At 49.1% G+C, this 11,158-nt stretch carries 11 protein-coding genes and 1 tRNA gene; all 12 read left to right on the top strand.

The window, feature by feature from the left end:
• Positions 1 to 28: 28 nt before the first annotated feature.
• The 12 genes from GWK77_04445 (at position 29) to GWK77_04390 (ending at position 11,076) form a co-directional block, all read left to right on the top strand.
• Positions 29 to 361, top strand: coding sequence for a hypothetical protein (locus GWK77_04445; protein QHU93378.1), 333 nt, complete (start codon positions 29 to 31; stop codon positions 359 to 361).
• Positions 362 to 402: 41 nt separating this feature from the next.
• Positions 403 to 477 (top strand) — tRNA-Asn (locus tag GWK77_04440).
• 139 nt (positions 478 to 616) lie between these two features.
• On the top strand, positions 617 to 889 hold the full coding sequence (locus GWK77_04435) for a hypothetical protein (GenBank protein ID QHU93377.1): 273 nt from the start codon (positions 617 to 619) through the stop codon (positions 887 to 889).
• 146 nt (positions 890 to 1,035) lie between these two features.
• Positions 1,036 to 1,410, top strand: a complete 375-nt coding sequence (locus tag GWK77_04430) for an ASCH domain-containing protein (protein ID QHU93376.1) — start codon at positions 1,036 to 1,038, stop codon at positions 1,408 to 1,410.
• A gap of 63 nt (positions 1,411 to 1,473) precedes the next feature.
• Positions 1,474 to 2,379, top strand: a complete 906-nt coding sequence (locus GWK77_04425) for an ATP-binding cassette domain-containing protein (GenBank protein ID QHU93375.1) — start codon at positions 1,474 to 1,476, stop codon at positions 2,377 to 2,379.
• Positions 2,376 to 3,155, top strand: coding sequence for an ABC transporter permease subunit (locus tag GWK77_04420; GenBank protein QHU93374.1), 780 nt, complete (start codon positions 2,376 to 2,378; stop codon positions 3,153 to 3,155). The genes GWK77_04425 and GWK77_04420 overlap by 4 nt, the downstream gene beginning before the upstream one ends.
• A 91-nt stretch (positions 3,156 to 3,246) precedes the next feature.
• Entirely contained in the window at positions 3,247 to 4,257 is a 1,011-nt protein-coding gene (locus tag GWK77_04415) for a hypothetical protein (protein QHU93373.1), read from the top strand.
• Positions 4,257 to 4,793, top strand: coding sequence for an AAA family ATPase (locus GWK77_04410; GenBank protein ID QHU93437.1), 537 nt, complete (start codon positions 4,257 to 4,259; stop codon positions 4,791 to 4,793). Before GWK77_04415 ends, GWK77_04410 begins: the two co-directional genes overlap by 1 nt.
• 158 nt (positions 4,794 to 4,951) lie before the next feature.
• Positions 4,952 to 7,087 (top strand): ribonucleoside triphosphate reductase, encoded by a 2,136-nt coding sequence (locus tag GWK77_04405; GenBank protein ID QHU93372.1) that lies wholly within the window; start codon positions 4,952 to 4,954, stop codon positions 7,085 to 7,087.
• Positions 7,035 to 7,778: an anaerobic ribonucleoside-triphosphate reductase activating protein gene (locus GWK77_04400; GenBank protein ID QHU93371.1), complete on the top strand. Its 744-nt coding sequence runs from the start codon at positions 7,035 to 7,037 to the stop codon at positions 7,776 to 7,778. Before GWK77_04405 ends, GWK77_04400 begins: the two co-directional genes overlap by 53 nt.
• Entirely contained in the window at positions 7,763 to 8,425 is a 663-nt protein-coding gene (locus tag GWK77_04395; GenBank protein QHU93370.1) for a hypothetical protein, read from the top strand. The genes GWK77_04400 and GWK77_04395 overlap by 16 nt, the downstream gene beginning before the upstream one ends.
• Positions 8,422 to 11,076, top strand: coding sequence for a hypothetical protein (locus tag GWK77_04390; protein ID QHU93369.1), 2,655 nt, complete (start codon positions 8,422 to 8,424; stop codon positions 11,074 to 11,076). Before GWK77_04395 ends, GWK77_04390 begins: the two co-directional genes overlap by 4 nt.
• Positions 11,077 to 11,158: the final 82 nt, after the last annotated feature.

Raw genomic sequence — 11,158 nt, 5'->3', positions numbered from 1 at the left:
AATAACTCGGGCAGGTTATACTAAAAATATGCAGCCAACAAAAAAGCAAAAAATACTGCTGGATTTCATTGATGGATTTATCAAGGGTAATGGCTATAGTCCGACGCTGCGGGAAATTATGCGGGCATTGGGGTATAAGTCGGTCTCAACGGTGGCGAAGCATGTTGATAATTTGGTGGCGGCTGGGATGTTAGATAAGCGCGACGGCGAGGTGCGTTCATTGGTGTTATGCCAGGCGGAAAAAGAGGCTTGGTGGCAAAACTTGGTGAAGGAGATTAAGCAGCGGGAAGCAGCGGATGATGAGAAATCGCACTCGGAGGCAGAAATCTTGAAAAAAGCCCTGGAAATTATCCACCGGTAACTTTACAACTGATTGAAAACTCGCTATAATACGACACATATTCCGGGGTAGCTCAGCGGTAGAGCGGTTGGCTGTTAACCAATAGGCCGCGGGTTCGAACCCCGCCCCCGGAGCCAAGAAAAGACACTTCTACGGAGGTGTTTTTTTCTTTGCTAGGTAAACGGTCACGAAGGGACGTCAAAGAGTCGAGCGGCTTACAGCGAAATTACAGATTGCTTAGCTATCATATACTCATCACTAACAGAAAGGATAATCATGAACAAGGTGCAAGCAAACGAAATCAACTTAACCACCAACGAGGCGCTGGTGTTGCAGCAAGTCTATGAAGACGGCGGTGACGATGCAGCCACGCTGGCAGCACAAATGGGCATGCCACGTCGAACAGCGATGAATGTACTGGCGGACTTGCGGCATAAGGGACTGATGGCAATCAACCGGGTGTACGGCGACGCTTGGGTGCGACTAACAGCGTGCGGCAAACGGCTGGTGCAGCGAATTTGGCCGGAGGCGCAGGCGATGGCCGTTTAAGGTTTGCCTAATCTAAAGATTTTATTGTAGTTTGGTAGGTATGCCTAGCAGAAACACCTTTATAGGCTGTGCTATAATTTTACTACGACACCGCTGCTGTCTAGAAGTTAAGAAAAACTATAAAAAGATACAACACTGTAGGAATTATGAAAATCTGGCACTCAGGACGAGAATCAAAATTACTCGACGATATTATCGCCGGGCGGAAGACGATTGAAGGTCGATTGAATCGCGGAAAGTTTGCCGAGTACCGAGTCGGCGATAAGATTCACCTGCGCCGCGATGTTCGCGATGCCGAAGGAATACTACACGACGGCGAACCAGATCAAGCACGCGTGGAGATTATCGCTATCCGCCACTACAATTCCTTTTTAGAAATGGTGCAGGCCGAGGGTTACCACCGTGTTATTCCGCACGCCACCAGTGCCGAAGCTGCCGCTGCCGAATACAACAAATATTATTCCGCTGCTGACCAAAAACATTATGGCGTGTTAGCAGTGGAAGTTCGCTCATTGCTTTAATCTTTTAGTATGGCTATAATATACTGAAACCATAGCAAATAATGACTATGAAAAGGAGTCGTTATGAGTGATACTTCACCGCTGATGTTACACGGGCTGACTAAGCGCTTTGGTCATAAATTGGCAGTCAACAATGTGTCGTTGGAGCTACATGAAGGCGAGGTATTTGGTTTTCTTGGGCCGAATGGTGCGGGTAAAAGCACGACGATTCGGTCGGTGATGGATTTCTTGAGGCCGACGGATGGCTGGGTAGAGTTGCTGGGTGGGCGGAATTCCAAGGAACGAACGGCGCTTCATGATCAGGTTGGGTATCTGGCGGGTGACATCGCGCTATATGAGAGTATGACTGGTCGGAAATTGCTGAAGTTTTTGGCGCGAATGGGTCGGAAGGTTGATTGGCGCTATGTTGATGAATTGGCTGGGCGTTTTGAGGCGGTGCTAGATCGACCAATTCGTCAACTTTCCAAGGGTAATCGTCAGAAAATTGGCCTGATTCAAGCTTTTATGCACCGCCCGAAATTGCTGATTTTGGACGAGCCGACCAGCGGGCTAGATCCGCTGATGAAGCAAGTATTTTACGATTTGGTGCGCGAAGTTTCTGGTCAAGGCTCGACGGTATTTGTCAGCAGTCACGACCTGGCTGAAGTGCAAAAAATTTGCCACCGCGCTGGCTTTATCCGCGATGGAAAATTGATTGCCATTGAACCTATCGCGACCATGAAACACCTGGCGACTCACCGCTACATTGTGACCTTTGCTAAAAAACCGTCCCTGGCGGCAGCCAAAAAACTACCGTCTATCACCGACGTTCAACACCGTGGCGACGAATATGAATTTACCGTCAAAGGCGATGCAACGGAGTTTGTCTCGTTCATTGCCGAATACAAACCAAAACTATTGCGTGAGTCAGAATTGGAGTTAGAAGAATTATTCATGCGGTATTATGAAGGCGAGGAGGCAAAGCGATGATGTGGCAGACGGTGCGGCAAAATTACAAACTGCCGCTGTTTTTGGGTATTGGTATTAGCGTTGTGGCGGTGTTGTTTTCAGCGCTGTTCAATAAATTTAGCGATCAATTGAGTCCGTTCATTAACATGATGCCGGCTGGTATGAAAGCGGTGGTTGGCGATTTGGCGATTGGTGCCACGCCAGAAGGCTGGCTGAGTATTGAGCTGTTTCCGCTGGTGGCGATGGTCGGGGTGGTGATTACGGCGATTATTTTGGGCGCTGGGGTAATTGGTCGGGAAGAGGATTCAGGAACGCTGGAGTTGTTGCTTGCTAGTCGGCGGACTCGCGTGATGATTGTATTGCAGAAATATGTGGCGATGGCAGGATTGTTGGTGATTCCTCCAGTGCTATTGTGTATGACGATTGCACTCATCGGTCCGCTGTTTGACTTTCACCCAAACCTCACGCACGTTGCCGGGGCTTGTGTGAGTTTGTGGTTTTTGGGGCTTAGTTTTGGTAGTCTCACCTTTGTCACTCAGGCAGTGACGGGCAAGCGCGGGTTGGCTGTCGGTGCTGGTAGTCTAATTTTTCTAGCAATGTACGCCCTGTCGATCACCGCCAAACTGATCGAAAGTTGGAAAGATTACGACGTTTGGTCGCTGATTCATTATTACAATATTCCGGGGACCTTGATGGACGGATTGAACTTAGGAAAATTGGTCGTTTTAGTTTGTGTGAGTTTGGTGGCACTCGGCGTGGCGCTGATCGGATTTTGTCGGCGAGACACGGGGGTTTAATAGGGCGACTGTCGTTGTGTGACCTGGCATAGGTCTGCCTGATTATATCGCGCAATAGAGTAGGTATATTTTAAATGTTATAATTCCCCATATGGAAACACTACCCAGCCATAACAAACTATTAACCGACAACGCCCTGTATAGTGTGGCAGCGGAACTCGGTATCGACTCTTCTGATCTGCGAGTTACACCAGTCAGTGGCGGCTTTTCACGTAATCGCCGCGCTTTGGTGTCGGCGGGCGATAAGACAATTTTTGTCAAAGAGGTTGATGTCGATTTACTGCCGGACGATGGCGAGCGGGAATTGGCTTGGCTGAAAAAAGACTATGGGGTGACGCAGTTGTTGCAGAAACTTCACCCGCAATATGTGGCTGACTGGACTACGCTGGCTGATGGTGGGCACGTGCTGATGACAACCAGTTATGAAGCGGCCTACGGCTGGTTGTGGCGGCCGCCAGCGGAAAAATCTGTGGCGAAACGATATATTTCAGCGGTGGTGACGGCGGCTCGTGAGCTGGAAAACACGCAGTTGGCAGATGAGGTGATTGAGGAATTGCAATTACAGCCGTTTACGACGGCGGAGCTTGGCTTAGATGACGGTATTGATAGAATTATTGCTGATGCCAACATCCGTCGTCAGCTAATTGATAACTACCGAACATTATTACCGGAGCAATCAGAAGCCAACCAGCAGCGTTGCCAGAAGATGATGGAGTTACTGAACAGGAGTGATGGATTAGCAGATATTTCGGTATGTGCTAAACAGTTCACCAAACAACCAGAAGATTGTTTTAATCATTCTGATGTTCGCAGTGATAACTTGGCGTTTCATCCGCAAACTGGTGAGTTGAAATTGGTTGATTGGAACTGGGCCTCCTATGCGCCTCGGGGGTCTGGTGCGACGGAGTTTTTGATCGATATGACGCGCCATGGTCATGATGTAACACTGTGGCTCGGCGAAGTAAATACAGAAATGTTATCAGCGTTTATCGGTTTTTATCTTATTCGCAGCCTCAAACCGCCGCTTAAGCCGGGCGATAATCTTCGCCAAATGCAGGCGCTATCGGCAGCTACCGCTTATGATTTACTGGAGCGTACGTGATGGCCTCTCATCCGCTGATCATTCTCCGTGGTAATTCTGGTTGCGGTAAAACCAGCACGGCGCGCCTGCTCCAGCGTCAGCTGGGTTACGGCACGATGTTAGTGTCGCAGGATGTGGTGCGGCGGGAAATGCTGCGCGTGAAAGACAGCGAAAGCAATCCGGCGATTCAACTGATGTATGATCTATGCATGTACGGCAATAACGTTGGTTATACGGTGATTTTGGAGGGTATTTTGAGCAATAAAAAATACGGCACGATGCTGCGCCGGCTGCTGGATGATTTTCAGGGCGAACAACTGATTTATTATTTTGACATATCGTTTGAGGAAACGGTGCGCCGCCACGCTACCAAGCCAAACGCCCATGAATTTGGCGAATCGGAGATGCGCCAGTGGTGGAAAGATCAAGACGTTTTGGGTGTGCCCGGCGAGCAGCGAATTGGCGAGAAGCTGGCTCAGGCAGAGGTTATTGATATGATTCACCGCGATGTTTTGGCGTTATCAGAGGGGGCGAATACTCCCTCGTCTCGCATGTAAATAATACAATGTATTTTCGTTGACAAACGCTATATATCGCGTGTATATTCTATATTAAGCACTAGATATGGTGTTTTAGAAAATAAATAACGTTTTTTGCAACACAAGTCCCTCGGGGAGGTTGGGGCTGGTTTGCTATTGCCATAATAAGGAGGGGTATGTACAAATCAATCAAAAAACGCGATGGTCGGACTGTTAAATTTGACCGTAAAAAAATTGAGAAAGCCATCGAGAAGGCGGGTTTGGAGACTGGCGAATTTGATGCCAAGCAGGCTGTTAAATTGACTGACAAGGTACTGGCGGTGCTGGAAACCCGCAACCAAAAACGCCTGCCGGGCGTCGAAGATATCCAGGATGTCGTCGAGGATATTTTGATTGATTCCAAGTTTAAGAAAACTGCCAAAGCCTACATCATCTACCGCGACCAGCATAAAAAACTGCGTGAAATTACATCCAACGCGCACGTCGATTTGATTGATAAATACGTCAATAATCTAGACTGGAAAGTCAAAGAAAATTCCAACATGGGCTATAGTTTGCAGGGTTTGAATAATTACGTTTCGGCGGAAATTACCAAGACCTACTGGCTGGATAAGATTTATTCGCCGAAAATCGGCCGGGCGCATAAGGAAGGCGATTTACATATTCACGATCTGAACCTACTGAGCGTCTACTGTGTTGGTTGGGATCTGATGGATTTACTGCGCCAAGGCTTCACTGGCGTTAAAAACAAAGTTGCTTCCAAGCCGGCTAAGCATTTCCGTTCAGCTCTTGGGCAGGTGGTCAATTTCTTTTACACTTTGCAGGGCGAAGCGGCTGGCGCTCAGGCGTTCTCTGACTTTGATACTCTCTTGGCGCCGTTCATTCGCGCTGATAAGCTGAGCTATGATGAGGTCAAGCAAGCGCTGCAGGAGTTCGTCTTTAACGTCAATGTGCCAACTAGGGTTGGTTTCCAGACGCCGTTTACCAACATTACGCTTGATCTGGAATGTCCGAAGCATATGGCTGGCAATCCGGTGATCATCGGCGGCGAGATGCAGGACACCAACTACGGCGATTATCAAGAAGAGATGAACATGCTTAATAAGGCGCTGCTGGAGGTGTTGTCTGAGGGCGACGCCAATGGCCGAGTCTTTACCTTCCCGATTCCGACGGTTAATATCACCAAAGATTTCAACTGGGATAATCCGGTTATTGAAAATCTTTGGGAAGCCAGCGCTAAATACGGCATTCCGTACTTCTCGAACTTCATCAATTCTGACATGGACCCAGAGGATGCGCGCTCGATGTGCTGTCGCTTGCGGATCGATAATCGCCAGCTGGAGTATCGCGGCGGCGGTTTGTTTGGCTCCAACCCGATGACCGGCTCAATTGGCGTAGTGACGATTAACTTACCGCGCTTGGCACTGAAATCAAAGAACGAGAAAGAATTTTTCAAGGGTCTGGGCGAATTGATGGATATGGCGCGCGACAGCCTGGAGACCAAACGCAAGGTGCTGGAACAGCTGACCGATTCGGATATCAGCCTGTATCCGTACACCAAGTTTTACCTGCGCGATATCAAAAAGCGCTTTAATGAATACTGGAAGAACCACTTTTCGACTATCGGTTTGATTGGCACCAACGAGGCAGCGTTGAATTTGCTGGGCGTTGACATTGGTACTGAAAAGGGTAAGGCATTTGCCGAGAAAACGCTTGACTTCATGCGCGACCGCTTGGTGGAATACCAGAAAGAAACGGGTAATAATTACAACCTGGAGGCGACGCCAGCTGAGGGTACGACCTACCGTTTGGCTCAAATTGACAAAGCCAGCTTCCCTGATCGAGCACACTTTGCCAATGGTTTGGGCGCGGCGGTCAAGCATCCGTTCTACACCAACTCCAGCCACTTGCCGGTCAACTACACTGACGATTTGTTTGAGCTGATGGATTTGCAAGATAATTTGCAGACTAAATACACGGGCGGTACAGTGATTCACTTCTTCCTGGGTGAGCGCATGGATGATCCACAGACGCTGAAGAAACTGGTTAAAACGATTTGCGAAAACTACAAATTGCCGTACTTTACCTTTACGCCAAGCTTTTCAATTTGTGCTAACCACGGCTATATCGTCGGCGAACATCCGGCTTGCCCGAATTGCGGCGAGAGTACTGAGGTCTACTCGCGGGTGGTTGGTTTCTTGCGCCCAGTTTCCCAGTGGAATAACGGTAAGCAAGCTGAATTTGACATGAGGGAGCATTATGACGATGCCGCCGAACACCAGCGAGCTTGCGCCGTCGCTGTCCCAGCTTAAGGTGGCGATTGGCGGGATTCAGAAGCTGTCGCTGGTGGACTATCCAGGACACGTGGCGGCAGCACTGTTTCTCTCGGGCTGTAATATGCGCTGCGGCTACTGCCATAACCCCGAACTGGTACTACCCGAGCGTTTGGCGCCAAGCATCCCGGTCGAGGAGGCGATGATATTCCTAAAATCGCGTGTTGGTCGGCTAGATGGCGTGGTGATTTCTGGTGGTGAGCCGACGGTCAACGAAGATTTGCCGGTGCTGTGCCGGATGATCAAGTGTCTCGGCTTTGATGTCAAACTGGATACTAATGGCACGCATCCTGATATGGTGCGCGGTATGATCGAGGAGGGGACGATTGACTTCATCGCCATGGATGTCAAGGGTCCGCTGGAAAAATACGTGGAGATTGCCGCCCGGCCGATTGATCTAGCGGCCATCAAAGACAATGTGCGGCTGATGATTGATTCAGGGATCGGTCATGAGTTCCGGACGACGATCGTTCGCGAGCAGCTGGAGGTGGCGGATTTTGAAAAGATTGGCGAGCTCGTCAAAGGCGCTAAGCGATTTGCTTTGCAGCATTTTCGCACCGGTACCACCATTAGCCCGAAGTTTGCCAATTACCATACTTTTACTGACGAAGAATTTAGAGCCGCCCAAAAAATAATGGAAAGGTATGTCGAGGAATGCGTGATTCACTAACCGTCGAAATTGTGCGGGTACGCCAGGAGAATCCTGAGGTGACAACGCTGTATTTCGCGCGACCGTTTGATTTTATGGCGGGGCAATACATCACGGTGTTCATTGAGGGTAGTCAGGTGCGCGAAGGCAAGGCCTATAGTATTTCTTCGCGCCCACACGAGGACTTAATGTCGATTACCGTGAAAAATATTGGCGGCGAATTCTCGAGTTATTTGTGTTCGCGTCAAGTTGGCGATAGGCTGCAGATTAGCCGGGCGTACGGCGATTTCAACCCGCAGACTGAGCGGCCGCTAGTTGGTATTGCGGCGGGGTGCGGACTCAGCCCGATTTGGAGTATTTTGGCGGACGCTAAGCAGCCGACTTTCCTCTATTTGAGTCAAAAATCACCGGAATATATGGTGTTCTCAGGGGAGCTAGCGGCCTCGTCCATCAAGGTCAACAAGTTTAGTACCCGCCAGCAGGTTGAGGAAACGGATGGTTGGTGGAATGGGCGGTTTGAGGTGGCGAAGATCGTCGCTGAAACGCCGGACGAGGCGCACTTTCTGGTTTGCGGTAGTCTACCATTTGTGCGCTATGTTTGGCAAAAACTAACCGCCGCTGGTGTTGATGAATCACATATCTCAACGGAGACATTTTTTGAGCAATGATTGGGGCGACGAGTACAGCAGAAGTATCATCGACAGGAATTGACGGTGATGGTTTTGATGTGTTTTCGTCGCTGAGAGACAGTGTCAGTGGTGAAGATCTTTCGTTTGGTATTGGCGAAACGGCGGCTGATAGTGTTGAGCAGTTTGATTTGGTGGCGGTGGCCAGCGGTGAGGCAGAACTCAATACTGTTACAAACAGCAAACCCGAATCAAAAGAAACATCAGCACCAGTCAATCCCGAGCAGTGTCAAAAGTATGGGACGATTGCTTGTATTGGCTGCGGTCTCAGACAATTTTGTGAAGAGCGTCAAGCCGCAATGATGGCAGGCAATACTGAACTTCAGCCCGGGGAACAGCTAAGCACCCTAGAGCAATTACTCCGAGAAGACGACGCGCCGGGCGAGATTGTCTGGGCACGGCCCCTACCTGACGACTTTGATGGTGAGGAACTGCCAGTTGCTGATGGTCCAAGAGTGGTTGAAACTAGCGCCGACAAGCCAGATGGGCCAACTGAGAAGATCACGCCGCAGGAACAAGAAAGTAAAGCTTCGACTAGCAAGCCGGTTGAAGCTTCGGGCGAGGATGTGGATACTGAAGCAGCAGAAGCGCCATTCTTTGGATTAAAAATGGCTCCAGAAACTATCGCTGACGATATTAAAGATGTCGGGGAAGCTCTGTCAGAAAGTACTAGGAACGTGCTCAGCGATATATCTGGCGAGGAACATTTTACCGAGCCAACAGAGGAAAGTCGTCCGTCAATAGAAATAAAGCAGCAGACTTCTGTTATTGTCTCTGATACGGTAGACAAAGAAAATGAGCAGCTGGCATCTGAATCTTCAGATATACTGATGCAAACGAAAACGAGAACTGTGCCGTCATCGCCAGCGGTAAGCGAGGATACTCAAACTGGTGATGAGAATCGCAATTCGCTGAAAAATGAAACAGCTTATCATACGGCTAGCGACGATAAGGACACTGCTAGTGTTGTGGAAAATACATATGATGGCGATAAAACTACTGCGCCGTCAAGCGTAAAAACACCATCAATTGAACACCAAAAAGAAGAAGATTTGGTTATAGCAGGGTCAAAATCAGCCAATTCTGAGCCGAGCCGAGCAGCAGAAAATGATGAAAGTGCTACGCCAATTCCCGAGCAGCAACACTTGGCAGCGCAGTTTGACACAGTAAAGGCGGATGAGTCTGTGACTACGGGGCCAATTGACAATTCTGGCACGAAAGCATCAACAGACATCCAACCTAGCGAGCTTAATATAGATGCGGTGCTGGATTATAATGATTTTGTTGAATCAATTGATAGTGTTGAACAGCCTAAGCACGTAATTCCGACCGCAGCTAATGTGCCGCCGTCTCAGGAGCAAGAGGACGCCGGTAACGTGTCAGTGGAATACGAAACAAACGAGACATCTACTGAAGAGGTGGTTAATACTGCCGCATCAATTTCAGTGAAAGAGCAGCCTGATCAGTCGGCGATTGTGTCATTATCAACTCAAGATATTGTTGAACATGGAGAAAGCTCGCTTTCTGTGAGGGAGGAGTCTCCAGCTGATCACGGCCCGACACGGCCCGATATTGTTAACGAGCCTACGACACATGGGGTTATAGAGGTGACGCATGAGACTGATGAGACGATAGGGCTAGAAGCGATGAATGTAACCTTGCCAGCTGCTGCCGTTACGGTTAGCGAGGGTAAAAATCAAATTGATCTGCCACCAAAATTGAACGAGGAATTGGTAGTGGACAAAAGGGTTTATGAGACGCAGACCTCCCTGGTCGAACAGCTTTATCATGATGATGCAACGGTAGAATGCAGTCATGGTAAGGATAATGAATTTTGGGCCGAGGAGGATACGGTGTTCTTTGTCGAACAACAGTCGCCAGCAGTAGAGCCGGAAGTATCTTCGGCTGAAGTGGTGACGATTGCGCTGCCAATGGAGGCGACTACGGCGCGTGAAGAAGTCGATGATTTGAAACTCTCCGTAGACGACGAGATTGGTGTTGATATGGACTTCGTGGGGCAATTGGACAATTCTAAGGCGGCATCAGTGCCTGAAATCACCAATGATTATGAGCCAGAGGAGCAGATAGCTATTACTGCCTCGCTGGCTACTGAACTAATACCTGATGTCGAGCTGGATGAGCCAGCAGTGGAAATTTTAGAGGAGCGCATCATGCCTCGCGAGGAGTGTGACAATATAGTTATGGAAGCATCGGAAAAAAGCGATTTACCGCGCACGGATGATGAAGTTGAAACTATAATTGCGGATACCAGCGATGTAGAGCCAACTATTGATTTACTTGAAGCGCAAGAAGAACTTGCTGCTACTGAAGTGTCTGAGGCGGTAGAATCTGAACTGGACGAGCAGAATGATTTGGCGGTTACCAGCGCGGTTGACAGTTACGGTTATAATAGCGGAACGAGTGCTGTGAGTGATAATGTTTTGGTCGTAAAAAGCCGTCTATCCTCTGGCCTATGGCCAGACGACAGCCGGCTCAATCCAGAAGAAGAGTCTGCGTCAACGACTCAATCAAGTGCAGACGACACCTCATTAGTATCGCGGCTGGTCGGTATGTTTGTAGTGGCGATGTGCGTGGTGCGCGGTCGGCAAGCCAGAGCGATTCCGAATAGCTGATAATCTTGGCGTGGTGTAAGCGATTAATAGGGCTGCACGAAATGGTAGCGCGAAGATTAGTGGCTGATGCACGGCGAGAAGC

Source organism: Candidatus Saccharibacteria bacterium oral taxon 488 (assembly GCA_010202645.1).
Lineage (GTDB): Bacteria > Patescibacteriota > Saccharimonadia > Saccharimonadales > Saccharimonadaceae > Nanosynbacter.
This window is presented reverse-complemented; position numbering and strand designations above follow the sequence as displayed.

Bases quoted from the DNA above. Each gene is read 5' to 3' on its own strand.
- GWK77_04445 (QHU93378.1), top strand. From the start codon at position 29: ATGCAGCCAACAAAAAAGCAAAAAATACTGCTGGATTTCATTGATGGA.
- GWK77_04435 (QHU93377.1), top strand. From the start codon at position 617: ATGAACAAGGTGCAAGCAAACGAAATCAACTTAACCACCAACGAGGCG.
- GWK77_04430 (QHU93376.1), top strand. From the start codon at position 1,036: ATGAAAATCTGGCACTCAGGACGAGAATCAAAATTACTCGACGATATT.
- GWK77_04425 (QHU93375.1), top strand. From the start codon at position 1,474: ATGAGTGATACTTCACCGCTGATGTTACACGGGCTGACTAAGCGCTTT.
- GWK77_04420 (QHU93374.1), top strand. From the start codon at position 2,376: ATGATGTGGCAGACGGTGCGGCAAAATTACAAACTGCCGCTGTTTTTG.
- GWK77_04415 (QHU93373.1), top strand. From the start codon at position 3,247: ATGGAAACACTACCCAGCCATAACAAACTATTAACCGACAACGCCCTG.
- GWK77_04410 (QHU93437.1), top strand. From the start codon at position 4,257: ATGGCCTCTCATCCGCTGATCATTCTCCGTGGTAATTCTGGTTGCGGT.
- GWK77_04405 (QHU93372.1), top strand. From the start codon at position 4,952: ATGTACAAATCAATCAAAAAACGCGATGGTCGGACTGTTAAATTTGAC.
- GWK77_04400 (QHU93371.1), top strand. From the start codon at position 7,035: ATGACGATGCCGCCGAACACCAGCGAGCTTGCGCCGTCGCTGTCCCAG.
- GWK77_04395 (QHU93370.1), top strand. From the start codon at position 7,763: ATGCGTGATTCACTAACCGTCGAAATTGTGCGGGTACGCCAGGAGAAT.
- GWK77_04390 (QHU93369.1), top strand. From the start codon at position 8,422: ATGATTGGGGCGACGAGTACAGCAGAAGTATCATCGACAGGAATTGAC.